The following is a 22,992-nucleotide window of genomic DNA, read 5'->3' as shown; positions in this document are numbered from 1 at the left end:
ACCAGGAAGGTTAAAAGCATGACCACTACAGATTATAAGTTAGATTTAACACCTACTGATGGCTCGGCTATCCAAATACTGGAAAATGATGTGGTAGAAGTCCGGGCATTAGATGATGATGATTATATGGAAGCTGAGGTGTTTGAGGTTACAACAGCCTCTGGTGAAACCTATGAGGTAGATTATGTAGAGTCGCCTGAGTCTACTCGTACTTTTTTATGGCAAGCCATTGACCCTGATTAGTGATTATATTAGCCATAACTTTAGGCTGACCTAATACCAACTATTTAAAGACCTGAGATAAATCTTGGGTCTTTTGGTTTGTAACCAGCTAATAACCTGTGGCGATCGTAGCTACGTTAAATGTTGGTAATATCCTCTAGCAAAGTGTCCTAAAGTGTCTTAAGCTTAGGACAGCATTAGGACAGTTAGGACAGGTTTTTAGAGCCTAAAAGGCGAAGCCTTATGGAGAATAGGAGATTTGAACCCCTGACCTCTGCGGTGCGATCGCAGCACTCTACCAACTGAGCTAATTCCCCGTGCGAGTCTGGAGCGACAAACCCCGACACCGATATAATAATATATTATTATCACCTTAAGCGATATCATATCATAGTATATTAACATTTTAGGCGTTGCAAAACACAAACAAATATGAATTGGTGGTACTTTATCTGACCTTCGCTGGTATTTGCGGTGATGAGAGCGATTGCTAAATTTGCCGCAAAGATCTTTGTGATTCGGCAAAGCCTTTATTTTTAGTTTTAAACGGAGAGGGAGGGATTCGAACCCTCGTATACATTTCTGCATAACAGACTTTCCAGGTCTGCGCCTTCAACCACTCGGCCACCTCTCCAGGTGCCATGAATTTCAATAATAAAACGAAACTGCAAAAAATGCAAATGTTAAACAAGATATTTCTACAATGAATTTAAAATTCTACATTCTCAAGCAAAAATTAAGATGGTTCAGACTCACACAATCAGAGTTCGCGATCGCGCTACTGGTGTATCATACACCTTACAAGTTCCAGAAGACCGCTATATCCTGCATACAGCCGAACATAATGGTGTGGATCTGCCATTCTCCTGCCGTAATGGGGCTTGTACCACTTGCGCTGTCAGGGTCCTGTCAGGAGAAATTTACCAACCAGAAGCCATTGGACTATCGCCAGAGTTGCGCCGTCAGGGTTACGCCTTGTTATGTGTGAGTTATGCTCGTTCTGACTTGGAAGTAGAGACACAAGACGAAGATGAAGTTTATGAACTCCAGTTTGGGCGCTTTTTTGGTAAGGGCAAAGTCAAAGCGGGTTTACCCTTAGATGAAGATTAGAGGCAAAAAATGAATATTGTGGCAGGGTGCAGATGCTTACAAAATAATATTGCTATTATACAAGTGTCCGTAAGCGTCTTGGGGCGAAAAATAGCAATATTATGCTGTTTGTTGTTATTGGTGAGTTGTCAAGCCAAAAATCAATCAACAAATATTCTCACTGAAGTGAAAATAGCGCGGGTTGTCAGTGGACAAACCTTAGAAGTGGTAGGGATGGCAGAACAACCAAATTGGATTTCCCAAGTGCGTTTAATTGGTGTGGATGCACCAGATTCGCGTCAGTTACCTTGGGGTGATGATGCTAAAGAAATGTTAGAAAAATTGATTGATAGCCCCCAAAAATCTATCAAATTAGAATTTGACCTAGAAGCTAAAGACAAATTTGGGCGCACATTGGCTTATGCGTGGAAAGATCAGGTATTTTTGAATGAACAAGTCCTCAAACAAGGGTATGCTCTATTTGTAGCGCGATCGCCTAACCACAAATACGATAATCGCCTAGAAAATGCCCAACAATGGGCTAGACTCATGGGTAAAGGCATCTGGAATCCAGAAAAACCCATGCGTTTGACTCCTGGTGAGTTTCGTCGTATGTATAGGTGATTGGGGAGTAGATATTGGGAGAGATGATGGAGATGAGGGAGATGGGGAAGTAATTTTCCTAATGACTAATGACTAATGACTAATGACTAATGACTAATGACTAATGACTAATGACTAATGACTAATGACTAATGACTAATGACTAATGACTAATGACTAATGACTAATGACTAATGACTAATGACTAATGACTAATGACTAATGACTAATGACTAATGACTAATGACTAATGACTAATGACTAATGACTAATGACTAATGACTAATGACTAATGACTAATGACTAACTTACAAATTTTTCTAGATATTGCTACTGAAGCAGCCTTAGCTACTGGTGTAATTTTGCAAGATTATTTGGGTAAAGTTGAAGATGCAATTACCGAAAAAGGACGACCTGGTGATTTACTCACAGCAGCTGATAAGGCTTCTGAAAAGGTGATTTTGGAAATATTACAACGTCATTTTCCTCAACATTCCATTCTCGCGGAAGAATCAGGGAAATTGGGAGATCAAACGAATGAATACCTCTGGGCTATTGATCCTTTGGATGGTACAACCAACTACGCCCATCAATATCCCTGTTTTGCCGTTTCCATTAGTTTAGTTATTCAAGGTGTACCGCAAGTTGGTGTAATTTATGACCCCTTTCATAATGAACTATTCCGGGCTGCTGCTGGCTTAGGTGCAACTCGCAACCGCCGAACTATTAAGGTTTCTAAAACTGCTGAATTGAATAAAAGTCTGTTAACAACAGGATTTGCTTATGATCGCCGGGAAACTACCGACAACAATTATGCAGAATTTTGTCATCTTACCCATCTTACTCAAGGTGTTCGGCGTGGCGGTTCAGCATCCTTAGATTTGGCTTATGTTGCTTGTGGCCGTATAGATGGTTATTGGGAGAGAGGTATTGCACCTTGGGATGTTGCTGCTGGTATAGTTTTAGTACAGGAAGCTGGTGGATTGGTAACAGCTTATGATGGTACGGCTATAAATATTGAATCAGGGAGAATCCTCGCCACTAATGCTTATATTCACAACGAGCTGAGTCAAAAATTAATGCAGATCTCGCCTCTCTCATCTTGGTAAATAAGAAAGACTGCTGAGATTTGAACAATAAAAATTACAGGCTGGTTAAACAATAAAAATTGGTGCTTGGGTGTAAGATTCCTATATGTCTTTAAAAATAGATGGTGGGCTATTTAAATATGATTTCATAGATTATCACGCAATTCTGTGTGTTCCTGTGTATGCGGATGTCAAAGTAGTACGTAGACGTTATCTCAAAATTGCTCGTCGCTTGCACCCAGATAGTTCCGTAGTTGCAAAGACTTCTGATAAAGATATAGCCAATATGTTGCTATCCAAGCTGGTGAATCCGGCTTATGAAAAACTGTCTGTAGAACGCAATCGGGGAGAATATATTTTGGTTTTGTCCCAAATTGGCAAACGTCTAGCACAAGAGTCAACAGAGATAGAACTTAAGACTGAGGCAGCTAAGGATTTAGCGATGGCACCCAACATTGATTTATCCTATAAAACTGCACTTGCTAAAATTGCAGAAATCCAATTTGCTGAGTTACAGCAAACGACCCAATTCATTACCCAAATTAGTGAATTGAATTTAGTGTACTTAATGCGGTGTCCAGGTAAGTTAAGTGTAACGACACCAGTTGTTAAACTGGCAATTCATTCCAGCACACCACCACCCCCACCAAAAGAAGACTCGGTGGTGGAACAGTACCTGCGACGTGCTCAAACTCTGATTAAGAATAACCAATTTGTCCCAGCCAAAGTAGAATTACAAGAAGCCTTGAAGTTGGAGCCGAAAAACAGTCGCGCCCATAGCTTCATGGCTATATTATATATACGGCAAAATCAGCTAAAAATGGCAAGAATTCACTTCGATAATGCACTGAAATTAGATGCCAAAGATCCTATTGCTTTGGAGTGGAAACCCAAAGTTGATCAGGTTTTAGGGAGTCAATCTGGTACTAGTCAGGTGAAAAAATCTGCCGATAGCGGAGAGTCACAACCAGATAAGTCTGGAAATGGTGGTTTGTTTGGTGGTTTGTTTGGTGGGAAGAAAAAATAATGGTGTATCAACCAGCAGCGGGAGCTAGGGATTTACTGCCCTTAGATGTGGCTCAAAAACGCTGGATTGAAGATAGGTTACAACAAGTTTTTCATCGTTGGGGATATCACAGGATTATCACCTCAACTTTGGAAAGAATGGATACTTTAATGGCTGGTGGAGCAATTCAACGCCATAAGGTAATACAGTTACAAAATGGGCAAGATGAAGAATTGGGCTTGCGTCCAGAACTCACAGCTTCTATTGCCAGGACAGTAGTCACTAGCATGGCAGAGGCTACTTATCCCCAACGGTTGTATTACAATGCTAATGTGTTTCGTCGTAGTAACTGGGAAAAGCGACATAATCGCCAGCAAGAGTATTATCAGGCTGGAGTAGAGTTGCTAGGATCAGGTGGGTTACTGGCAAATGCAGAAGTGCTGCTGTTGGTAGCCAATTGTTTAGAAGCTTTGGATTTGTGGGGATGGCATTTAATTTTAGGTGAAGCGGGAATTACCAAATTTCTGCTTGATGCTTTCCCGACTCATGTCAGAAGTAAAGTGCGGAGTGCGATCGCTCACTTAGATCGAGTAGCCTTAGATACCTTGCCTCTGAGTGAAGAACTGCACGAACGTGCCAGAATTATGCTTGATTTGCGTGGTAATAGTGCAGATGTCTTGGCAAAAATCAGCAGTTTAAACTTAGATGCAGATCAACAAGAAGCAGTAAATAATCTCAAATCTCTCGTCGAGTTACTAGAATCAGAAGGTAAATTCCCCTTAATTCTTGACTTGAGTTTGATTCAAACCATAGACTATTACACAGGTATAGTGTTTGAAGTAGTTAGTAATACTGATGGTCAGGCACAGGTACTAGGGCGCGGTGGTCGTTATGATCAGCTTCTAGGGTTATATCATCCTCAAGGAGAAAACATTCCCGGCATAGGCTTTGAGTTGAGCATTGACGATTTATACCAACTTCTTGCTTCTACTCAGCAATTACCGCAAACTACCCCAGCGAGTAACTGGTTAGTAGTGCCAGAAAGCAAAAATGCTGACGCTGCAGCCTTTGCTTACGCCCAACAACTGCGAGATTCTACCAATTTAGTGAGGGTAGAAATGGACTTAGGGGGAAGAGATGCAGAAGCAATTCGGAACTATGCAAGTCATCACTCTATCGCCCAAATCGCCTGGATTAAAGCTGATGGTTCACCCACAATTGAAGCAGTCCATTAACAGGTAATATTACAAATTGTTACGCTAGAAACTGCTGATTCAATAAAGAGAGGGAAGCAAAAAAATGCCACATACAATTGTGACTGACGTTTGTGAAGGTGTTGCTGACTGCGTAAGTGCTTGTCCTGTAGCTTGCATCCATGAAGGACCAGGCAAAAACATCAAAGGAACAGATTGGTACTGGATAGACGTTGCTACTTGTATCGACTGTGGCATCTGTTTACAAGTTTGTCCAGTAGAGGGAGCAATCTTACCAGAAGAACGCCCTGAATTGCAAAAAATAGCAGAATAGGTGACAGGTGACAGGTGACAGGTGACAGGTGACAGGTGACAGGTGACAGGTGACAGGTGACAGAAAATTATTGTTACCAATTAGTAATTACAGCTTCCCTGTTCCCTGTTCCCTATTTCTAATGACTAATGACTAATGACTAATGACTAATGACTAATGACTAATGACTAATGACTAATGACTAATAACTATTTATTAACAGTTGAAAATGTCCATGCGGGATATATTAAAGATGTAGATATCTTGCAGGGTATAAATTTCCGGGTTGCAGCAGGAGAATTAGTTACCGTCATCGGTCCTAACGGTGCAGGTAAATCTACTTTAGCAAAAACAATTTTTGGACTTTTGACACCCCACACAGGGACTATTACCTTCAAAGGGCAAAATATTACAGGTTTAAAATCAAATCAAATCGTGCAGAGGGGAATGTGTTATATTCCCCAAATTGCTAATGTTTTTCCCTCCTTAACAATAGAAGAAAATTTAGAAATGGGGGCTTTTGTGCGGAATGTGGCCCTCAAACCCTTAAAAGATAAAATATATACCATGTTTCCCAGATTGAGCGATCGCCGTCGTCAACGTGCGGGGACTCTCTCAGGTGGAGAACGTCAAATGTTAGCGATGGGTAAAGCATTGATGTTAGAACCCAGCTTATTATTATTAGATGAACCTTCAGCGGCTTTATCTCCTATTTTGGTAACGCAAGTATTTGAACAAATTAAACAAATTAACCAATCGGGTACTGCTATAGTTTTAGTAGAACAAAATGCCCGTAAAGCTTTAGAAATGGCTGATACAGGTTATGTTTTAGAGTCAGGACGTGATGCGATGTCTGGTCCCGGTAGAGAATTACTAAATGATCCAAAGGTGGGAGAATTATATTTAGGTGCAGGAAAAGGGCATTAAATATTCTTAATCTCATGCAGAGGCGCAGAGTCCCAAAGAAGAATGCAAGAGTGAAATGAGCAAGACTAGAAATTTAGTTTGTCAATAGTTTGACTTTAATTCCTGGAAATTGCCTAGAAGGATATATTGATAAATATGCGTATTGAAGAATTACATTTACAAAACTTTCGAGGTTTTCGAGAACTTAAATTGGACCTTCCTCCAGATTTAGCTGTTTTCATTGGTGTTAATGGTTCAGGTAAATCATCTATTTTAGATAGAATTGCTATATTTTTGTCTCGCTTTATCTCTATATTAAATCAGACCGTTAAACGAGATTCTAGCCTTCATCTAAGTGAAGATCATATTAATATAAATGCAACAGATGGAAATTGAACATTGGCAACCAGGAAGTAAATATCCAGAATTGCAAATAAACTATAAAAATCTCCTTGCCTCTTGTTCAGGTAATCGTGGTAGTAAAAAGGATAATCAGCATTGTAATCCCAGAAAAGGTGATACAGAAATTACGTATACCCTGAATACTTCGGGGGAACAAGTTATTCAGGCATCCATGAGCAACCAAAAGGATTGAGAGCAGATTTTTCGTCAAAAATAGTCGCCAAACAGGGAATATTTCTAACCTTAGAAATGCGGTCACGAATATATTCAAAAAAGCTAATTCCCAACTTACGAGTAGTAGGAACAAGAGACATAAAAGTATCCCAAGTCTGAGTCCCTTCGAAAGTCTGAGTGGCATCACTAATATTACCTCGCTGCACCATAGTTCTAGCACCTAACTCAGCCGGGTTATTGTGCAAAGGTAATTCAGGATGCTCTAAAACATAAAGCAACTCAGAAATTTTGACCAGAGTTAATTGTTTTCGCTCATCCAATTGTTGATAACCACTGTCAGTGTGGAACAACTTCCAAAACTTATACCGGAGTTTATCTGCCGTTTGCTGACTGGGAGAATCTTGATCAGGGAGTAAGTCTCGGTAGTAATTCTAGAAATCATCCAGGAATTTATCTAAAACCTTTTGGTGACAAGCAATAAACGCACTTAAGTTCTTATAATTTCTTCCTTCATCTACCCAACACAAAGCGATATTATCAGTCAGTAACTTCAATTGAGGAGCATCATCATAAACCAGAGTTTGTACCACTGGCCAATCAGTTTGTTGATGATAGAAAGCAATAGCTGCTGCTTCCATAATCAGAGTCCGTTGTTGTGAACCCAGTTTAGGCAGATGTGTATCCAGTAGGGTATGAAACTCTACCTCACTCAACACAGTTTCTTGAGGTAATACTTGGAGAGCATTTCTCCATTTAGTTGGTAGTTGAAAATGCTCGCGCAAGTCAATATTCTCTAGGAACTCTAACAACTTGCCTTGGGTCATGTTACTCCCATAGTACAAGCTGATAATCAGGGTTTTTATTCCTAGACCGAATTCTCCCTCATAACCCCAAGGAGGTTCTGCCAAATAGGTTTTTCCTTATCATGGTGAGTAGTATTTCTCTTTCCGGAATAGTACGTTATCGGTTGCCAGGATGATGTCTTGGATGATTACTTCTTCATACCCTTTGAACTGCGCCTCTGCTGGCAGTAATTCTTGGGGATATTCTAGTATTTCTTCTCTGTCTATTTTAATCCCAGCCTTCTTACTGCCTTTGTTCTCCTTTTTTGGCGTTTGTCGCTCTTTCTCCCATGAGTGATTGCTTGTGAAGCCTTTTTGATTCTTGGCTTTTATCTCTGGCTGACCCTTTTCTCCCTTCAATCGGTTGTTTTCATCTCTTAACCCTTGATTTTCTGCCCGTAATTCTTTTACTTCTGATTGTTACTGCTCTCTTAGATTCAGTCATATCTCTACTTTCTGACCCATGGATTCCTCTGCAATTCCTTTTCCCTCAATGCTTTGGAGCAACTCTGTTTGTGATAAGTCTTTTGCTAAAATTTTTTGCCTCATGTCTCATATTTTATAACGCCCTGTGTCCCACCCTCAACTTCTTCTTTTTTTCTCTCACCCCTACTTATTGCGCCGATACAATTGAGTATTAATCCCGCAGATTCTAAAAACTGTGAAAATTATATCAAGTTTCCTTCACAAGGAAAAATTTTTTCTGATGATGAAACCATGAATTATGAATTATGAATTATATACTATTTTGAATCTCAATATTCAAAGTATCCAAGAAAATACTAAAGTAGCTTTAGATGCAATCATTGAGGTGTTAAATAAAAATCTTCCCAATAGACCTTGGTCTAAAGAAGCTCTTAAGAAGAAACTCGAAGAACTGACTAGCAAAGATGAAGAAGGTAAATATAGTCCATACTGCCAATATATCGTTTGGTATTTAAGCAAAATATTAAATAACCCTTAAACCGTCTAATCAGGTACTCTCATATTACTGTCAAACCTGATATATTCCTGGCAATCATGTAGAAGTTATCAGGAAGATGAATGAGTATAATTAACGGTTTTATAGGTCATCGTAACTTCTTGAAATTTGCAGGTTTAACTACCTTAAGCATTGGCAGTATTACTGCCTTTAATGGCATGATTACCAACCGAGAAACAATTACTATTCCTGAAACTAATCCTAATCCTAACCCAGTCAGTGCAAATGAAGCCCGAAGAAGATTAATAGAAAGAAACAGAAGATTTATGAATCAAGATCGTCGATATACCAACCAATCAAAAAAACGTTTACAATCTGTTGCCAAAACACAGTATCCTTTTGCAGCAATATTAGGATGTGCCGATTCTTGCGTACCACCGGAAATGGTTTTTGATCAAGGACTGGGAGATTTATTTGTTGTGCGTGTAGCTGGTAATTTTGCTAGTGATGTAACCATAAGTAGTTTAGAGTATGCTGCGGCTACTTTAGGGACACAACTAATAGTCGTTTTGGGTCATCAAAGATATGGTGCAGTTCGAGAATCCATCAATAATACACAATTTTCTAATAAAATTAGATCTGTTGCTGACAGTATTGATGTTCCAGACAATATTGACGGTGTTGACAGTATTGAACCACCCTTTTCTGAAAACCAAACGAGAACAAATAATGTTGATAGTAATAAAAATGCAGTAATTAATAACATTCAATATCAGACACATAAATTGCGGCAAAATTCATCAGCAGTTTTAGAACGCTTGATTCAGGCTGGTAGATTAAAAATTGTTAGTGCTTTTTACGATATTCATACTGGTAAAGTTCAATTTTTAACTTGATTTTTGCCCTTCTCCTTTCTTCTTGAGATTTTATAGAGGAAAATTTCCAAACAACATCCATAATAAAACCATTTAAATATTTGTATAACCCAAATTTAGCTGTTATACTATTTTTTTATATATGCTAGGAATACCCAATATTTTTTGATCGTGAAATTAAAATAAAAAATATTTATGCATCTTCAACTCAACACGAATCATCTCCAAACTATCAAAAACCACCCTCAAACAACCTACCCAGACGAATGTTGTGGGCTAATCCTGGGCTATCTAAGTAGTGAATATAAAACGGTGGTAGAAGTCATACCTACAGAAAACGCCTGGAATACGGAAGCGTCCAATTTTACAGAAGAAACACAGAGTACCAAGCGAAGATATGCGATCGCACCGCAGAGGTCAGGCGTTCGAGTCTCCTATTCTCCATTTGTACATTTTCACATTAAAAAATTACTTATATCTAGCAATTGAGCGATTTTTTGATTCATTCTTTCATTCCCGGTAATTACAATAATAGTCACTTTGGTGTTAATTCAACTTCGTTGTTCTGGCACTGTGTGGATGTTATCTAGATTATTTCTTTCTGCTTATCTACATTTGGCAGTAGACATATTTTATTGTTATCTAATTTGAGTGGTTCTTGATCATAATTAGTTTTACTTTTTGTAATAAATTCGATTTTTGAATTTTCAAAATTCACATAATGATGTATATATTAGCAGCACTTAGGCAACTGGCACAGGCGATGGGTGAAATATAGTACGTCGGTATTAAATGAATCGGATATGGAAAGCTTTATCAACCCATAAGAAGTAGCTGTAACAGGAAAGATTATTCAAATATTCATGAGAAAATAGGTAGGAGATTGTATTAGATAAATGTTCCTGACGGTAATGAGATTTACTAAACTTGATTACTGCCAACACTTATGAACTAGTCAAATTAATTATACAATTACTAATTTAGCAGAGCATTTAGAAAGTATTAGCCATGATGCAATTAACTATTATTTAAAAACCGAAAAGTTAACATCTCGTTTACTATAGGATAAGGTGAAAGAGGTAGTAGAACCTGATGGTAATGGGTACATCATATTTGATGATAGTGTTTTACACGAAAGATATTCTGAAGAAATAGAGATGGTGAGGAGACAATATAGTAGTAATAAACATGGCATACTTAAAGGAATTGGTGTAGTCAGTTGTGTCTATGTGAATCCTAAAGTTCAAAGATTTGGGGTAACAGATTAGCGCATTTTTAATGCTGATGTGGATGGTAAAACCAAGATAGACCATGTGAAAGATATGCTGCAAAACCTGGTGTATCATCAGCTTTTCCCATTTGATACGGTTTTGATGGATACATGGTATGCAGTAAACAGTTTCATGCTGTATATTAATAGCTTAGACAAAATTTATTATTGCCCTTTAAAAAAGGATCGGTTAGTTGATGATACATTTGCCAAAGAAAAAGATAAACCTATTGAATTATGAGAATGGAGTACTGAAGAGTTAGAATGTGGTAAAATTATAAAAATTAAAGGGTTTCCCGCTCAGAAAAAAGTGAAACTATTCCGGGTTGCTGTTTCTACCAACAGAACGGATTATGTCGCTACTAAGGATTTATGTCAAAGTTCTACGAATGTTGTACAAGAGGTGTGTAAAATTCGTTGGAAAATCGAGGAGTTTCACCGAGAGATTAAACAAATAAGTGGCATTGAATCTTGTCAATGTCGTAAAGCTAGGCTTCAAATAAATCATATTGCTTGTGCAATGTTGGTTTGGATTAGATTAAAGAATTTAGCCTATCAAACTGGTCAAACTGTTTATCAAAACAAGCATAGATTCCTTTCTAATTATTTAATTCAGCAACTAAAACGCCCAAGTCTTCCTATGTGCTTGGTTTGAGTTAAATTGTTGCGTGCCAGGGCTACATCCCGCCCCCTATTTGTGCCAGTTGCGTAAGTCCTGATTAGAATATAATTTATTACCATAGTTGATATAACAACAATAATGATAAATAAACAACCGATTTCTATCTCCCTTTTTACAGGTGTTTATGGTTGAGACTTAGGTCTAGAACAACCAGGATTTCATAGAGTAAGTGTATTAGGAAAAAACCGGGATGCAACCAAGACAGATGCAACCAAGACAACTGGTATAAATAGACCTTATCTCCAAGAAAGTGCTATTCCTAGAGCAATAGAAAAAGTCAGTTCCCGAAAGTTGCTTGAAGAAGGGGGAAGAGTTTTAAATTTAGGTCGCGCTTTACGGGTTGGTGAGGTAGACTTAGTAACTGGTGCTCCCCCTTGTCAACCATTTAGCACCGCAGGAAAACGCGGTTCAATTATGGACCCTAGCGGTAGTTTATTTATGGACTTTATCCACATTTTTAAAGAAGTCCAACCCCGCTTTTTCTTGATTGAAAATATCAGAGGTTTACTTTCTGCTTCTCTTCATCATCGGCTAATAAACCTTAGAGCCTGATGAAATGAATGGTGCTGCTTTGAAAGTAGTATTAAGAGAAATGAAGGAATTAGGCTATAACGTAGTTTACAAAGTTTTAGAAGCAGCGGATTATGGAGTCCCTCAAAATAGAGAAAGGGTTGTTTCCATTAGTTATAGAGATGGTGAATCTGTTACATTTACTCTAGCTAAATAGAGCAAAAATGGTAAAATTTTACCGAAATGGTGGACTTTAAAAGATGCGTTTACAGGTTTAGTTGATAATGAACCAGAATTTATTGCTTACGAGGAAAGTCGTTTTAAGTTTTTAAGATTATTAGAAGCGGGATAGAATTGGAGATATTTACCAGAAGAATTGAAACCAGGGGCAATGGGAGGTCCTTATAATTCTGGTGGGGGAAAATTTGGCTTTTACAGAAGATTATCTTGGGATAAACCTTCACCAACTATTACCACCAGTCCCCAGCAAAAAGCAACTTATATGTGCGACCCTGTAGAACTGCGTCCTTTAACTGTGAGTGAATCTGCAATGATTCAAACTTTTCCTGACGATTGGATTTTTTATAGTTCAGTAACTTCTAAATATAAACAAACTGGTAATGCAATTGCTGTATTGCTTGCTAAATAAATTGGTGTTTAGCTTTTAAATTTAATGCTAGGAAATCAGACAAAAGGAAAAGAAGTGGCTGGATAACTTTCTTTCTTTTCTCTATAAAACTTAATTAGCAGCTAAATCTGCAAAAGCTATATCAATCTTGTGTAACAGATTTCTCACATGGTTCTTAATTAGGTTATAACCCATGTGAATTTTATCCCAAACTTGCCAGCTATGCGAGGAATTCTAGAATAGTTAAATTTCTATCTACCCAAATTAAAAGCTGCTATAAATAAGGGAAAGTCATGAATTCCTAATTCTTTCTTAGATCTATTTGTTTGCGAACCAGTCAAAGTACCTTTTAAAGTTTTTAATTGTGCAAACTTAATTTTTTCATCTATTAGTATAACAATATCTATTCCTTTAATTTTCACTCCAAACTCAAATTCAGGTATAATTATATAAGGACTTATATCAGCTATTTCTTCCCAAAGGTGACCCATTTTTGGACTAAGGCTTATTGTGACTAAATTACTAGTTACTACCAATTTTGCTCCACAGAGTTCAAAAAGACTTTCCGGGTTAGGATGATGATCAAGAATTTCACTTTTCTTTTCAAAATCTGCTTTTAAGGATTCAATAAAATTATCTCCAAATTTCTCTGTCTTCTGGCTGATTAATAAGGACAGAGACATTCTGATGATCTTGTTAAATTTGATATTCAGAATAGTCTGATGCTATTGAGGAAATGACTTTCCCATGTTTATATGCTGTATACGAATCTTCATCTGTTATGTGAGTAGCATCAATTAATGAAGCATGATGTAAAATTAGTTCTTTTCTTTCTTATATAGAAAGTGGTATGAGGATCTCAGCAGTTAACTTGATCAGCATAAAATACCTGTAGTAAACTTTTTTTATATAAATATCATATAGTGGTACTGATATATGAATATCACAGAATTAAAACTAGGTAAATATCTCACATTAACATTAGAAGAATTCTACACCTGCACCCAGACATATCATAAATATGCCCAAAATATTAACCCATTTCCGCAAAATATCAAAGAAGTAATTCCCGCATTACAAGACCTAAATAAATATATCATCGACCCAATTATTGATAATTACTGAATCGCCAAATTTCATCTTACCTATGGCTTTTGTCCACCAGACTTAAAAATATATCTTGAAAGAAAAAGACCCAGTGACAGCTAGAAAGAATGGTCGTGTTGCACCTAATTTAGATCAATAAATAAGTCATGTAATTAATAACAATGGTAAATACTCTTGTGAAAGATTAGGTGCAGGTTGTGATTTCTTTATTGTATATTTACCCACTCAATAGAGTGTAGAATGGATTTTACACACTAAATTACTCTTTGATTTTCTCTATCTTTACGGAAACAAAAGACTAATTCATATTAGTTATAGACTCCAGCATAAACCAGATATTTGCATATTCAATCAATCAGGAATACCCACATAAAAAGGAATTGAGGATTGGGTTAAGTTAGCTAAAATGTACAGCTATAATTCCTGATTTAAAAATTATTCTGACTCCTGACTCCTGACTCCTGACTCCTGACTCCTGACTCCTGACTCCTGACTCCTGACTCCTGACTCCTGACTCCTGACTCCTGACTCCTGACTCCTGACTCCTGACTCCTGACTCCTGACTCCTGACTCCTGACTCCTGCTGAATTTTTACGACTTCTAATAGAAGATTGTAATATCTTCACCTTATATGGATCAGCATCTTTACGCCAAGATAACTTATAACCGTGAAGAAAAGCACAGTGGTCTTCTAAAGATTTATTCCACCCAGAAAGATGACTGATACTACGCCAGTTTTCCAACAGTCCTCAATCATCCTCTTGACGAGTTAACTTAGCAAATTTCTCATATTGGGGATAATCAGGAGTTACCAAACTATCTATTTGGTGTAAAATTAACGGATCATCATTACCATCAAAATCTCGATAAGTTACGTGCAAATTTCGTAAATCAATTTCCATGGCTCTATATAATCTGGGATGGGGATTATCATCAAAATCAGGATAATATAAATAGTAAATTCTCGGCGTTTTCAAATAAAATTTAATCACATTTGCTTCTTCTCACCGCCCAATAGTCCGACTATGCACAACCTTCATAAAGATCTAACAAAGGATCAAGAGCTTGCAATGTAGAAATATGAACCCAGAGAGAATTAGGTAGTTTTTTACCAATCTTACTTTCTTGATAACGTTTGATAATCAGTTCTGTATTTCCCCAGCTGCGTAACATTTGGTCAGCCTCCACACAAGCTTCTTTATAACTGCTATATAAACCAACTATATCTTCTTGTACTGTTGGTGCTAATTGTCCTAACTTGGGACGACGACTAAAATTGCATAATGCTAAATAAACCATTAAATCTTGACGACGTTTATCTGCGAGCGCATCCTATTCATTCTTCTGAGTCAGTGGCCTGTATAATGACATGAAAAGCACGTCTTAAACTCCCAAACTCTGCACAAATTTCTGCTTCTTTGACTAGTTCACCCTTGCTAGAAATTCGTCCCCGTTCAGTGATAAAATCCATCAGCAGTGTTAAAAGTTCTCGAAATTATTCAAACCGCTTCACACAAGCCGTAACTTTAGGAGTAGTAGCAGGAGAACGGAAACGAGAAGCCCGAAATAACTCCGTTTCAGCATCATCTCGAAACACAAAATACACACCCAAAGCCACAGGAATAGCATCAACCTCCAGCACTTGGTCAATGTAAATTTTTAATTCTTCCTGTTCATAATATTTCTGAAATGTGTTCCGACTAGCTAGTAATAATCCCATCACCATAAGCCACAACACCTCTTTGACTATCAGCAATTAAAACCTGAGCCGATACCAACAAAACTTTCTGTGTTAACTCCCAAGCGTTAATCAACGCTTCCCGTCGCTCACTTTGGTTCTCAATGACATTAATTACAAAACCAATATTGACAACATCCGCAGATCTACAGGGAGTTTCTGGTGAATAATAAGGGTCCCAGCCGGAACTAATATAACCCTGTTACGCAATCTGGTTCACATCACCACCATGTCCACAACGATAATCAAAAAACGTAGTTTCTGGACTAAACAAACCAGCATCCAAAGCTAACCGCACAGGACGGGATAAATCATGACGAACAATAGCCGCTTTATGTCTTTCTATTTTTGGGATTAAATTAGCGGCAATAAAATTTATAGGTTTTTGAATCAAGCTATGTCGCTGTATTTCTACACCATAAGCTTGTAACCGCTTTTCCCAACCCGACCTTGTACCAGTACCTCTAGTGTTATCTAGCAAACCTAAAGCCTCTTGAGCGCGTGTTAAGGCCGCAAATTCTTCGTAAATAGGATAATCAGGAGTAACAAAAGTTTCTTTCCGATGGCGAATAGGAGGATTTTCTGTGTCTCTATAATCTCGATAGTTAACAGTGACAGTTTCTACGTCAACTTGAATACTCGCTTGTAACGCTGGATGAGCATCAGTCTCAAAATCAGGATAAAACAAGTAGGAAATCTTGGGTTTAGTAGTGGTAAATTTAACTAGTGTTGCCTTCTCCCCTTGAGGTACAGTACTGCGAGCGCGGTTTTCATATTTCTGAAGGTATATATCAAGGGTATGCAGTGCCAAAATATCGATGTAAAAAGCATCAGGTAAAAGTTTACCAAAGTGGCTGTTGTAGCAATAAGCCGCCATGCCTGCGGGGTTCCCGGAGCGTCTCGAAGAGAGCGAAGTGATCGCACCAACCTCAATCTGCTCTGAAGGAAGGTAGGCAAATTTCCTCAAGGGTGTTCAAGCTGTTGTCAGACTTAACCATTGCACTCAATAGTAGAAAACTGCCGCGATCAATAATCTTAAAAGCGACATTTTAATCTCAACTTTCTTATCATAATGATGATTTGATATTTTTCTGATCAATAATATTTATGATTTGTCAATTTACCCACAAGTGAGATTCCTGGAACCAGGATTATAGCTATTATTTCACTCTGACAGATAAATATTATCAATATAATTGCTGAAATTTTCTGTAAGATCAACTACTTTTATTTCTAGTTTTTTAAGCTCCATTTATAGTAAATCTACTCTAGTAAATTCTTGCTAAACTCAGATTATTATTGACATAATACATTATATAAATGTTGATTGAAATAACCGAAAAAAGGGAATAGCTCAGTCATAATTATATACATCTCTATTTTGTGACCAATAACTATAAGCCAACCCTAAGTTAAGTTAATTTTCGTTAACTTAAATGATCAGAATTTACCATTCTTAATCTTTATCAAGATATAAATCTGTTTATTAAGTTTTTGATAATAGTTGTCTCAACTTGTGGATTAATTGCGTCAGCTAATATCGAAATTGTGTAATCTGGAAACAACTAAGCTAATAATTTAATAGAGGTCTGATGACTCCTACGATTATGCGTCAGCTTTGGTCTATAGTTGAAGCCGCCCAAACGGTAACTCTTTTGCAGCTCGACGATGCCAGCTTGGTACAGTGGTTAGTTAAACAAACCACAAAACAAGCCTTATTAGACCCCAATGAAACGGATTTTCTTTGTGACTACATTCGCGCTCGGCTCAGTCTCATCCGTGATCTTGCTTATGAACGTCAACAGTCATAGGGGACTAGGGACTGGGGACTGGGAAAATTAATTAACTTTTGCCTTTTGCCACTGACAACTGACAACTAACTATTGACTTTTTTCTGGCAAATAACCTTCTACTAAACAGTCCGAACCCACCACACGCCAACAAACTTTTTCTAAACGCAAAGCCTCTGTCATGGTGGTAAAACCTAAGTCACCTACTGGTGTGGGAGCATGACTACCACCAATGATTTTGGGGGCGATAAAAGCCAAAATTTTTTGAACTGCACCTTGAGCGATCGCACTAGCAGCTAAAGTACCACCACATTCCCACAGCACACTACAAAAACCAAGCTCATACAAATGAGCCATAACATGATCTGGTGTCAGTAAGGGCAATTCTATCACTTCCACACCTTTGCCATGCAACATCTTTTGGAAATCTGGGGAACTGCCCACCTCAGTCAACACCAAAGTCGGAGCTTCAGCAACGTTCCACAACCGAGCATCTTCTGGCAAATTCAAACTACGACTCATTACCACCCGCAGAGGATTATTCCCATCCCATTGATGACAAGTTAAAAAAGGATTATCCTGCCTGACAGTATTTCCACCGACAATTACAGCATCACAAGCCGCCCTCAGTTGATGAACCTCACTGCGAGCATCTGGATTTGTAATCCAAGCACTATGACCAGAACTAGTAGCAATTTTGCCATCCAAAGTCATAGCATATTTCAAAATTCCCAAAGGTTGTTTGTGAACAATACGATGGATAAAACCTTCATTCAACTGTCGACAAGCAGCTTCTTCCACCCCCACCAGCACTTCAATTCCCGCCGCACGTAAACGCGCAATACCACCCCCAGCTACCAAAGGATTAGGGTCAACCATACCCACCACCACCTTAGATATACCAGCCGCTATCAAACCTTCCGAACAGGGAGGAGTGCGTCCATAGTGATTACAAGGTTCAAGACTGACATAAATCGTAGCTCCATGAGCCTTTTCTCCTGCTGCTCTGAGGGCAAAAACCTCAGCATGAGGTTCACCAGCACGGGGATGAAACCCTTCTCCCACAATCTCTCTATCCTGAACAACCACCGCCCCCACTAATGGATTTGGTGAAGTGCGACCCAAAGCACGCCGAGCTAGTTGCAAACACCATTGCATCATCAGAGAGTCAAATTCACTGCCTACCATATTTGAGGATACTGCTGTTGGGGTTAACATCCCTATTTTCCACCTACGAATTACTAATTACTAATTACTAATTACTAATTACTAATTAATTTCATCTGTTGCCACCAATGATTTAGAGGATAATAAACTACAGGAGCCCACAAACTACTAAGAATCGCCGAAGCTAAAGCAACACGCTGGTAATAAGTCCAGATATCTTCAACTTTGCGGATGCATTCTTCCCCACAGCTACCACCCATTAAAGATAACTGCACAGCAAAAATAGTATCAGCTATAACTGCCATCCCAAACACGATTAAAGCAATAGAGATAAAATCTTCTTGAATAAAACGCTGCTTCTGAATCAGACTCGTCAACATTCCTACTATTCCTAAACTCAGAGCATGGGTGGGATTAGGGGCTGTCAAAGCATCTTGCAGTAGACCTAAAACAATTCCTGCTACTGCACCCTCAAAGACAGAACGTTTCACACTCCAAGCCACCACCCAAATTAGTAACCAGTTTGGACCAATGCCTAATAATTCCATACCTAGGAGTCTAGTAGGCAACATTAGTAAACATAACAGCACAGATCCAAATGTCACGAAACAATCCAAGAATTGACGCACACGCGGATGCCAAAGTTTCCACTGCGGAATCAAAGATTTGAATTTTCGATCTGGCTTTGTGGCTATCTTATTTTTGTTGCCCAGAAATCCAGGAATCTTCATTGTTTTACAAAATCTTCAAGAATTAAGAAAGATATTTTTCTGCTCAGAATCCAGAATCTAGACTGGAGTTTAGCAGCCAGCATACTGACTCCTGAAACCTGACTCCTGAAACCTGACTCCTGAATTCTTAACTTCTATGGCTGTTTATTTTCCACGTTTGGTTTTTCCGGATCTCTGTTTTCTGTCTTTGGATATAGAGTTACCCAATCCAAATAACGAATGGGTGGAAATAGTTCAACTTTGGCTACTGATGCCGGAAGTTTCTTTAAATCTAAAGACTTGATTCTTCCCACCGGCACACCCACAGGAAACTTCTGACTATAAGTGGAAGTGGAAACTAAATCTCCTACTTTCACATTAGGAACTTTTTCATAAAACTCTAGCACTCCTTCAACGGAAGAATCACCACGCAAAACTCCCTTCGCTGATGTCCGGCTAATAGTAACACCCACTTGACTTTTCAAGTCACTAACCAATAAAACACGACTGGTATTAGGAGTAATAGTTTCTACTAAACCTACCAAGCCACCATCAGCCTTGACAACAAAGCCTTCCTTAATTCCAGCGTTTTTACCAATATTCAAAGTCACTTGCTGCCACCAATGGTCAGCACTGCGCCCCACTACCCGCGCTATAATCGGACGTTCTGTCAGCGGTTCTTTTTCTATGTAACCCAATAAACTTTGCAGTTTTTGGTTTTGACTTTCTAGATCAACTATCCGCGTTTGTAACTCCAACAACCGGGCATCACGAATACGATCTTCAGGACTTATCCCTGGCTGTAACGTCTGCAAAGGACGGGTAATGCCTTGATATATTTCCATTACCACCGCACCCTGGGTCTGTCGTAGCATCCAAGCACTACCCACAACCAGAGTTAACAAACCTATTTGTAATGCCTTATGTTCCCACTGACGTCGTGTAGTAAACATTTATACCTGTATATACTTGCTAATTTATTCTACATAAATAATGGATGCCATATTTCCTGGATACAGAATCCATCATCTTTTTAACCTTTTGGTTACATATTGCGAGAACGACCACTGAATACTCGTTCTAGCTGCTTGAAGTTTTCTAACACACGACCAGTTCCTAAGACAACACAACTTAGGGGATCGGCAGCAATGTGAGTGACAATACCCGTTTCATGACTAATTAAGGTATCTATACCTTTAAGCAATGCGCCACCACCAGCTAACATGATTCCCCGGTCAATAATATCTGCTGCTAATTCGGGAGGTGTGCGTTCTAATGTCCGTTTGACCGCTTCTATAATTATTGATAGCGGCTCTAACATACTTTCTCGAATTTCTCCACCTTTAATAGTAACTGTTCTCGGTAAGCCAGAAAGCAAGTGTAAGCCACGAACCTCCATAATTGCGTCATTATCATCGTTGGTCGGATAGGCCGAACCAATGCGAATTTTGATATCTTCAGCAGTCCTTTCTCCAATTACCAGGTTATGAAGTTTCTTCATGTACTGGATAATTGCTTCTGTTAATTCATCTCCAGCAATACGTACTGACTCGCTAATCACAGTTCCTTGCAGACTGAGTACAGCGACTTCTGTTGTCCCACCACCAATATCAATGATCATGTTACCAGTGGGTTCAGCCACTGGTAAGCCTGCACCAATCGCTGCTGCTACCGGCTCATCAATTAAATAGACTTCTCTAGCCCCCGCTTGAGTAGCTGCATCCATTACGGCTCGTCTTTCTACCCCTGTAACACCGCTGGGAATGCCAATCACAATCCTTGGTAATATTAGGGATCTGCCCTCGTTGACTCGCTGAATAAAGCTTTTGAGCATCAATTCAGCGGTATCAAAATCAGCAATAACACCATCACGCAATGGACGGACGGCTATAACATTGCCTGGAGTCCGACCAAGCATTTTTTTGGCATCTTCTCCTACTGCCAGTGCTACTTTTTCATTTTGATCAATGGCAACTACGGAAGGTTCTTGAAGTACAATTCCTTTACCAGATACATAAACTAGGGTATTAGCTGTACCGAGGTCGATACCCATATCCCATGATGAGCGAAAGTTCCTAAACAGGCCCACGCGTCTCTATGCCCCCTATTTGTTCTAATTTGTGAGTAATGATAACACTGAGAATTTATTGTGCTGGATTCTTATGATGTTTTGCTGCCTGACTCCAGCAAACCAAACTATTTTTTTCTATAATTTTTGTCAATCTTAATGGATGTTTTAGCCATCTTATTTTCTCTATTCCAAAGTTACTCAGTATAACCGTATAATTTTGACAATTATGACAAGTAATTTTTAAATCATTTTTTTGATTCAACAATAATATATATTGCTAAAGGATTAACATATTTTAAAGAATTTTACAAGATAACTTAAGAAGGGAGAAGAAGGAGTTCAGGAATCAGAAGGATAACTGCTAACTTGGGTTATTATAGAGTTCAAAATAAATAAGTACACCTGTACTTGAAGGTAAAATCCATGAGCATCAATGTTGTCACCCTTGTTGGTCGTGTAGGCGGAGACCCAGATATAAAGTATTTTGAGTCGGGTACAGTTAAATGTCAATTAACATTAGCAGTCAACCGCCGATCGCGTAACAATGATAAACCAGACTGGTTTAATCTAGAACTCTGGGGTAAAACCGCTGAAGTTGCAGGCAACTATGTCCGTAAAGGGAGCCTAATCGGGGTTAAAGGTTCCTTGAAATTTGATTCGTGGAGTGATCGCCAAACAGGTACACTCCGTTCCTCACCAGTTATTAACGTTGAACAACTGGAGTTACTAGGTTCTAAACGTGACGGAGACGGCGGTATGTCCGATATGTCTCCAGATAATTTCTAGTTTGTCAGTTGTCAGTTGTTTTTTCTTTACTACAGACTACAGTAGGGGCGGGATAACCCCGCCCCTACTGACTAATAACTAATTTGCAACGTTACTGATGCTTGTACTTCCTGCTCACCAGCAACTATTGGGGTAGAAGCATCAGCACTAGCCAGTTTCATAGCTTCAGCCCTTTGTAGCATTGGTGGTGTTGGCGCACTTGCACCATTAATTTGAATACCAAGTATTTCTTCCTGTTGTAATCCTAAACTGCTGAGAACAGCTTCAGCTTGCTCTTTAGCATCCTGGGTAGCTTTTTTCAGTGCTTGTTTTTGGGCATTTGCGATCACTTCATCACTAGCCACAAAACTCACACCACTAATTTGTGTTGCCCCAGTTTTTACAGCTTCATCCAATAATCTACCAGCTTGCTCAGTGGGAATGCGAAAACTCACACAGTTGCTGGCGGCATAGCCAGTAATTCGCTGTACATTATTGGTGTAGCTATAAACTGGGTTAAGACGAATACCTGTCGTTGTCAATTTTTCTACATTTCTGCTTTTCAGGAAAGCCACCACATCTGATGACCTGCGAGCCTCTTCTTTTTGTACCTCTTGGGCTGTTTTTCCTTGAATTTCTACACCTAAACTAACTTGTGATAAAGTTGTAGGAATGGCTTCCATACCACGACCACTTACAGTCAAAGTCCGCCAGAATTTTTCTTTTTCTTGGGCTGAAGCAGGCAATGTAAACATCATAAATAACAGTAAAATCAAAGACAGTTTTTTCCCAAAGTTACCAGGATGAAAACGAGAAGCAGATAAAGTATTTCTAAGCATTAGATATACACTCCTCAAAAACTTATTAATTTATAATGTAGTGGCTATAACCGTTACAGGATAACCAGCCAGTGGAATTC

30 protein-coding genes, 2 tRNA genes and 3 pseudogenes are annotated in these 22,992 nt (G+C 38.7%); 18 read left to right on the top strand and 17 right to left on the bottom strand.

Annotated features, from left to right (window positions below):
* Nucleotides 1–18: 18 nt before the first annotated feature.
* Nucleotides 19–243 carry a hypothetical protein gene (locus tag AAZO_RS04330; protein WP_013190316.1) on the top strand — a complete coding sequence of 75 codons (225 nt, stop codon included), beginning with the start codon at nucleotides 19–21 and terminating at the stop codon, nucleotides 241–243.
* 223 nt (nucleotides 244–466) lie between these two features.
* On the opposite strand, the gene AAZO_RS04325 is transcribed toward AAZO_RS04330, so the two are convergent.
* Nucleotides 467–539, bottom strand: a tRNA-Ala gene (locus AAZO_RS04325).
* Between the two features lie 230 nt (nucleotides 540–769).
* Nucleotides 770–856, bottom strand: a tRNA-Ser gene (locus tag AAZO_RS04320).
* A gap of 107 nt (nucleotides 857–963) precedes the next feature.
* On the opposite strand from AAZO_RS04320, the gene AAZO_RS04315 reads away from it, so the two are divergent.
* From AAZO_RS04315 to AAZO_RS04280, 8 genes are all read left to right on the top strand, one after another.
* A complete protein-coding gene (locus AAZO_RS04315; RefSeq protein ID WP_013190315.1) occupies nucleotides 964–1,332 on the top strand; it encodes a 2Fe-2S iron-sulfur cluster-binding protein in 369 nt (122 codons plus the stop codon).
* Between the two features lie 9 nt (nucleotides 1,333–1,341).
* Entirely contained in the window at nucleotides 1,342–1,935 is a 594-nt protein-coding gene (locus AAZO_RS04310; RefSeq protein ID WP_013190314.1) for a thermonuclease family protein, read from the top strand.
* Nucleotides 1,936–2,213: 278 nt separating this feature from the next.
* On the top strand, nucleotides 2,214–3,023 hold the full coding sequence (locus AAZO_RS04305; RefSeq protein ID WP_013190313.1) for an inositol monophosphatase family protein: 810 nt from the start codon (nucleotides 2,214–2,216) through the stop codon (nucleotides 3,021–3,023).
* 85 nt (nucleotides 3,024–3,108) lie between these two features.
* The gene (locus AAZO_RS04300) at nucleotides 3,109–4,029 is read left to right on the top strand and encodes a J domain-containing protein (RefSeq protein ID WP_013190312.1); all 921 of its coding nucleotides are present in this window, start codon (nucleotides 3,109–3,111) and stop codon (nucleotides 4,027–4,029) included.
* On the top strand, nucleotides 4,029–5,243 hold the full coding sequence (locus AAZO_RS04295; protein ID WP_013190311.1) for an ATP phosphoribosyltransferase regulatory subunit: 1,215 nt from the start codon (nucleotides 4,029–4,031) through the stop codon (nucleotides 5,241–5,243). Before AAZO_RS04300 ends, AAZO_RS04295 begins: the two co-directional genes overlap by 1 nt.
* Before the next feature lie 64 nt (nucleotides 5,244–5,307).
* Nucleotides 5,308–5,535: an indolepyruvate ferredoxin oxidoreductase subunit alpha gene (locus AAZO_RS04290; protein ID WP_013190310.1), complete on the top strand. Its 228-nt coding sequence runs from the start codon at nucleotides 5,308–5,310 to the stop codon at nucleotides 5,533–5,535.
* Nucleotides 5,536–5,712: 177 nt separating this feature from the next.
* A complete protein-coding gene (locus AAZO_RS04285; RefSeq protein WP_013190309.1) occupies nucleotides 5,713–6,441 on the top strand; it encodes an ABC transporter ATP-binding protein in 729 nt (242 codons plus the stop codon).
* 135 nt (nucleotides 6,442–6,576) lie between these two features.
* Complete coding sequence (locus AAZO_RS04280; RefSeq protein WP_013190308.1) at nucleotides 6,577–6,816, top strand: AAA family ATPase; 240 nt, start codon at nucleotides 6,577–6,579, stop codon at nucleotides 6,814–6,816.
* 164 nt (nucleotides 6,817–6,980) lie between these two features.
* Here the strand turns inward: AAZO_RS04280 and AAZO_RS36810 are convergent, their stop codons facing one another.
* The 3 genes from AAZO_RS36810 to AAZO_RS36800 all read right to left on the bottom strand — a co-directional run bounded on the left by AAZO_RS36810 (nucleotide 6,981) and on the right by AAZO_RS36800 (nucleotide 8,198).
* Complete coding sequence (locus tag AAZO_RS36810; RefSeq protein WP_228371500.1) at nucleotides 6,981–7,346, bottom strand: hypothetical protein; 366 nt, start codon at nucleotides 7,344–7,346, stop codon at nucleotides 6,981–6,983.
* 81 nt (nucleotides 7,347–7,427) lie between these two features.
* Nucleotides 7,428–7,904 (bottom strand): hypothetical protein, encoded by a 477-nt coding sequence (locus tag AAZO_RS36805; RefSeq protein ID WP_228371499.1) that lies wholly within the window; start codon nucleotides 7,902–7,904, stop codon nucleotides 7,428–7,430.
* Nucleotides 7,905–7,919: 15 nt separating this feature from the next.
* Nucleotides 7,920–8,198, bottom strand: a complete 279-nt coding sequence (locus tag AAZO_RS36800; protein WP_081462690.1) for a hypothetical protein — start codon at nucleotides 8,196–8,198, stop codon at nucleotides 7,920–7,922.
* A 364-nt stretch (nucleotides 8,199–8,562) separates the two neighbouring features.
* On the opposite strand from AAZO_RS36800, the gene AAZO_RS04260 reads away from it, so the two are divergent.
* From AAZO_RS04260 to AAZO_RS43330, 6 genes and pseudogenes are all read left to right on the top strand, one after another.
* Complete coding sequence (locus AAZO_RS04260) at nucleotides 8,563–8,802, top strand: hypothetical protein (protein WP_013190306.1); 240 nt, start codon at nucleotides 8,563–8,565, stop codon at nucleotides 8,800–8,802.
* Between the two features lie 80 nt (nucleotides 8,803–8,882).
* Entirely contained in the window at nucleotides 8,883–9,656 is a 774-nt protein-coding gene (locus AAZO_RS04255; RefSeq protein WP_013190305.1) for a carbonic anhydrase, read from the top strand.
* A 174-nt stretch (nucleotides 9,657–9,830) separates the two neighbouring features.
* Nucleotides 9,831–10,124, top strand: coding sequence for a Mov34/MPN/PAD-1 family protein (locus AAZO_RS28665; protein WP_144031234.1), 294 nt, complete (start codon nucleotides 9,831–9,833; stop codon nucleotides 10,122–10,124).
* An 8-nt stretch (nucleotides 10,125–10,132) separates the two neighbouring features.
* Nucleotides 10,133–10,260 (top strand): annotated as a pseudogene (locus AAZO_RS36795) (cytochrome c oxidase subunit 3); the annotation flags it as partial.
* A gap of 334 nt (nucleotides 10,261–10,594) precedes the next feature.
* A pseudogene (locus AAZO_RS28660) lies at nucleotides 10,595–11,560 on the top strand (IS701 family transposase).
* A 105-nt stretch (nucleotides 11,561–11,665) separates the two neighbouring features.
* Nucleotides 11,666–12,812 (top strand): annotated as a pseudogene (locus AAZO_RS43330) (DNA cytosine methyltransferase).
* Nucleotides 12,813–12,976: 164 nt separating this feature from the next.
* On the opposite strand, the gene AAZO_RS36790 reads toward AAZO_RS43330, so the two are convergent.
* The gene (locus AAZO_RS36790) at nucleotides 12,977–13,408 is read right to left on the bottom strand and encodes a hypothetical protein (RefSeq protein ID WP_013190304.1); all 432 of its coding nucleotides are present in this window, start codon (nucleotides 13,406–13,408) and stop codon (nucleotides 12,977–12,979) included.
* Between the two features lie 253 nt (nucleotides 13,409–13,661).
* On the opposite strand from AAZO_RS36790, the gene AAZO_RS36785 reads away from it, so the two are divergent.
* The gene (locus AAZO_RS36785; protein WP_228371498.1) at nucleotides 13,662–13,850 is read left to right on the top strand and encodes a hypothetical protein; all 189 of its coding nucleotides are present in this window, start codon (nucleotides 13,662–13,664) and stop codon (nucleotides 13,848–13,850) included.
* Nucleotides 13,851–14,260: 410 nt separating this feature from the next.
* Here AAZO_RS36785 and AAZO_RS42205 read toward each other — a convergent pair whose 3' ends face one another.
* The 6 genes from AAZO_RS42205 to AAZO_RS42180 all read right to left on the bottom strand — a co-directional run bounded on the left by AAZO_RS42205 (nucleotide 14,261) and on the right by AAZO_RS42180 (nucleotide 16,537).
* Nucleotides 14,261–14,575, bottom strand: coding sequence for a hypothetical protein (locus tag AAZO_RS42205; protein ID WP_338027031.1), 315 nt, complete (start codon nucleotides 14,573–14,575; stop codon nucleotides 14,261–14,263).
* A 6-nt stretch (nucleotides 14,576–14,581) separates the two neighbouring features.
* Complete coding sequence (locus AAZO_RS42200; protein ID WP_338027030.1) at nucleotides 14,582–14,824, bottom strand: hypothetical protein; 243 nt, start codon at nucleotides 14,822–14,824, stop codon at nucleotides 14,582–14,584.
* Nucleotides 14,825–14,855: 31 nt separating this feature from the next.
* Nucleotides 14,856–15,131 (bottom strand): hypothetical protein, encoded by a 276-nt coding sequence (locus AAZO_RS42195; protein ID WP_338027029.1) that lies wholly within the window; start codon nucleotides 15,129–15,131, stop codon nucleotides 14,856–14,858.
* Between the two features lie 37 nt (nucleotides 15,132–15,168).
* The gene (locus tag AAZO_RS42190) at nucleotides 15,169–15,303 is read right to left on the bottom strand and encodes a hypothetical protein (RefSeq protein WP_338027028.1); all 135 of its coding nucleotides are present in this window, start codon (nucleotides 15,301–15,303) and stop codon (nucleotides 15,169–15,171) included.
* A 24-nt stretch (nucleotides 15,304–15,327) separates the two neighbouring features.
* Nucleotides 15,328–15,558, bottom strand: a complete 231-nt coding sequence (locus AAZO_RS42185) for a hypothetical protein (protein WP_338027027.1) — start codon at nucleotides 15,556–15,558, stop codon at nucleotides 15,328–15,330.
* A gap of 214 nt (nucleotides 15,559–15,772) precedes the next feature.
* Nucleotides 15,773–16,537: a DNA phosphorothioation-associated putative methyltransferase gene (locus AAZO_RS42180; RefSeq protein WP_338027026.1), complete on the bottom strand. Its 765-nt coding sequence runs from the start codon at nucleotides 16,535–16,537 to the stop codon at nucleotides 15,773–15,775.
* 625 nt (nucleotides 16,538–17,162) lie between these two features.
* On the opposite strand from AAZO_RS42180, the gene AAZO_RS04220 reads away from it, so the two are divergent.
* Nucleotides 17,163–17,381 (top strand): hypothetical protein, encoded by a 219-nt coding sequence (locus AAZO_RS04220; protein ID WP_013190303.1) that lies wholly within the window; start codon nucleotides 17,163–17,165, stop codon nucleotides 17,379–17,381.
* A gap of 69 nt (nucleotides 17,382–17,450) precedes the next feature.
* On the opposite strand, the gene ribD is transcribed toward AAZO_RS04220, so the two are convergent.
* From ribD to AAZO_RS04200, 4 genes are all read right to left on the bottom strand, one after another.
* A complete protein-coding gene (gene ribD, locus AAZO_RS04215) occupies nucleotides 17,451–18,578 on the bottom strand; it encodes a bifunctional diaminohydroxyphosphoribosylaminopyrimidine deaminase/5-amino-6-(5-phosphoribosylamino)uracil reductase RibD (protein ID WP_013190302.1) in 1,128 nt (375 codons plus the stop codon).
* 44 nt (nucleotides 18,579–18,622) lie between these two features.
* Nucleotides 18,623–19,258 (bottom strand): rod shape-determining protein MreD, encoded by a 636-nt coding sequence (gene mreD / locus AAZO_RS04210; protein WP_013190301.1) that lies wholly within the window; start codon nucleotides 19,256–19,258, stop codon nucleotides 18,623–18,625.
* Nucleotides 19,259–19,392: 134 nt separating this feature from the next.
* The gene (mreC, locus tag AAZO_RS04205) at nucleotides 19,393–20,190 is read right to left on the bottom strand and encodes a rod shape-determining protein MreC (protein ID WP_013190300.1); all 798 of its coding nucleotides are present in this window, start codon (nucleotides 20,188–20,190) and stop codon (nucleotides 19,393–19,395) included.
* 92 nt (nucleotides 20,191–20,282) lie between these two features.
* Entirely contained in the window at nucleotides 20,283–21,290 is a 1,008-nt protein-coding gene (locus AAZO_RS04200) for a rod shape-determining protein (RefSeq protein WP_013190299.1), read from the bottom strand.
* Between the two features lie 441 nt (nucleotides 21,291–21,731).
* Here AAZO_RS04200 and AAZO_RS04195 point away from each other — a divergent pair, with 441 nt between their 5' ends.
* Nucleotides 21,732–22,094, top strand: coding sequence for a single-stranded DNA-binding protein (locus AAZO_RS04195; protein WP_013190298.1), 363 nt, complete (start codon nucleotides 21,732–21,734; stop codon nucleotides 22,092–22,094).
* 71 nt (nucleotides 22,095–22,165) lie between these two features.
* On the opposite strand, the gene AAZO_RS04190 is transcribed toward AAZO_RS04195, so the two are convergent.
* Nucleotides 22,166–22,912 (bottom strand): SIMPL domain-containing protein, encoded by a 747-nt coding sequence (locus AAZO_RS04190; RefSeq protein ID WP_013190297.1) that lies wholly within the window; start codon nucleotides 22,910–22,912, stop codon nucleotides 22,166–22,168.
* Nucleotides 22,913–22,992 lie beyond the last annotated feature (80 nt).

It is taken from the genome of 'Nostoc azollae' 0708 (assembly GCF_000196515.1).
In the GTDB taxonomy this organism is placed as follows: Bacteria; Cyanobacteriota; Cyanobacteriia; order Cyanobacteriales; family Nostocaceae; genus Trichormus_B; species Trichormus_B azollae.
This window is presented reverse-complemented; position numbering and strand designations above follow the sequence as displayed.

What these genes read in the sequence shown, in the direction of transcription:
- AAZO_RS04330 (WP_013190316.1), top strand. Translation starts at nt 19, where the DNA reads ATGACCACTACAGATTATAAGTTAGATTTAACACCTACTGATGGCTCG.
- AAZO_RS04315 (WP_013190315.1), top strand. Translation starts at nt 964, where the DNA reads ATGGTTCAGACTCACACAATCAGAGTTCGCGATCGCGCTACTGGTGTA.
- AAZO_RS04310 (WP_013190314.1), top strand. Translation starts at nt 1,342, where the DNA reads ATGAATATTGTGGCAGGGTGCAGATGCTTACAAAATAATATTGCTATT.
- AAZO_RS04305 (WP_013190313.1), top strand. Translation starts at nt 2,214, where the DNA reads ATGACTAACTTACAAATTTTTCTAGATATTGCTACTGAAGCAGCCTTA.
- AAZO_RS04300 (WP_013190312.1), top strand. Translation starts at nt 3,109, where the DNA reads ATGTCTTTAAAAATAGATGGTGGGCTATTTAAATATGATTTCATAGAT.
- AAZO_RS04295 (WP_013190311.1), top strand. Translation starts at nt 4,029, where the DNA reads ATGGTGTATCAACCAGCAGCGGGAGCTAGGGATTTACTGCCCTTAGAT.
- AAZO_RS04290 (WP_013190310.1), top strand. Translation starts at nt 5,308, where the DNA reads ATGCCACATACAATTGTGACTGACGTTTGTGAAGGTGTTGCTGACTGC.
- AAZO_RS04285 (WP_013190309.1), top strand. Translation starts at nt 5,713, where the DNA reads ATGACTAATAACTATTTATTAACAGTTGAAAATGTCCATGCGGGATAT.
- AAZO_RS04280 (WP_013190308.1), top strand. Translation starts at nt 6,577, where the DNA reads ATGCGTATTGAAGAATTACATTTACAAAACTTTCGAGGTTTTCGAGAA.
- AAZO_RS04260 (WP_013190306.1), top strand. Translation starts at nt 8,563, where the DNA reads ATGAATTATGAATTATATACTATTTTGAATCTCAATATTCAAAGTATC.
- AAZO_RS04255 (WP_013190305.1), top strand. Translation starts at nt 8,883, where the DNA reads ATGAGTATAATTAACGGTTTTATAGGTCATCGTAACTTCTTGAAATTT.
- AAZO_RS28665 (WP_144031234.1), top strand. Translation starts at nt 9,831, where the DNA reads ATGCATCTTCAACTCAACACGAATCATCTCCAAACTATCAAAAACCAC.
- AAZO_RS36790 (WP_013190304.1), bottom strand. Translation starts at nt 13,408, where the DNA reads ATGTCTCTGTCCTTATTAATCAGCCAGAAGACAGAGAAATTTGGAGAT.
- AAZO_RS36785 (WP_228371498.1), top strand. Translation starts at nt 13,662, where the DNA reads ATGAATATCACAGAATTAAAACTAGGTAAATATCTCACATTAACATTA.
- AAZO_RS42195 (WP_338027029.1), bottom strand. Translation starts at nt 15,131, where the DNA reads ATGGTTTATTTAGCATTATGCAATTTTAGTCGTCGTCCCAAGTTAGGA.
- AAZO_RS42190 (WP_338027028.1), bottom strand. Translation starts at nt 15,303, where the DNA reads ATGGATTTTATCACTGAACGGGGACGAATTTCTAGCAAGGGTGAACTA.
- AAZO_RS42185 (WP_338027027.1), bottom strand. Translation starts at nt 15,558, where the DNA reads ATGGTGATGGGATTATTACTAGCTAGTCGGAACACATTTCAGAAATAT.
- AAZO_RS04220 (WP_013190303.1), top strand. Translation starts at nt 17,163, where the DNA reads ATGACTCCTACGATTATGCGTCAGCTTTGGTCTATAGTTGAAGCCGCC.
- ribD (WP_013190302.1), bottom strand. Translation starts at nt 18,578, where the DNA reads ATGTTAACCCCAACAGCAGTATCCTCAAATATGGTAGGCAGTGAATTT.
- mreD (WP_013190301.1), bottom strand. Translation starts at nt 19,258, where the DNA reads ATGAAGATTCCTGGATTTCTGGGCAACAAAAATAAGATAGCCACAAAG.
- mreC (WP_013190300.1), bottom strand. Translation starts at nt 20,190, where the DNA reads ATGTTTACTACACGACGTCAGTGGGAACATAAGGCATTACAAATAGGT.
- AAZO_RS04200 (WP_013190299.1), bottom strand. Translation starts at nt 21,290, where the DNA reads ATGGGTATCGACCTCGGTACAGCTAATACCCTAGTTTATGTATCTGGT.
- AAZO_RS04195 (WP_013190298.1), top strand. Translation starts at nt 21,732, where the DNA reads ATGAGCATCAATGTTGTCACCCTTGTTGGTCGTGTAGGCGGAGACCCA.
- AAZO_RS04190 (WP_013190297.1), bottom strand. Translation starts at nt 22,912, where the DNA reads ATGCTTAGAAATACTTTATCTGCTTCTCGTTTTCATCCTGGTAACTTT.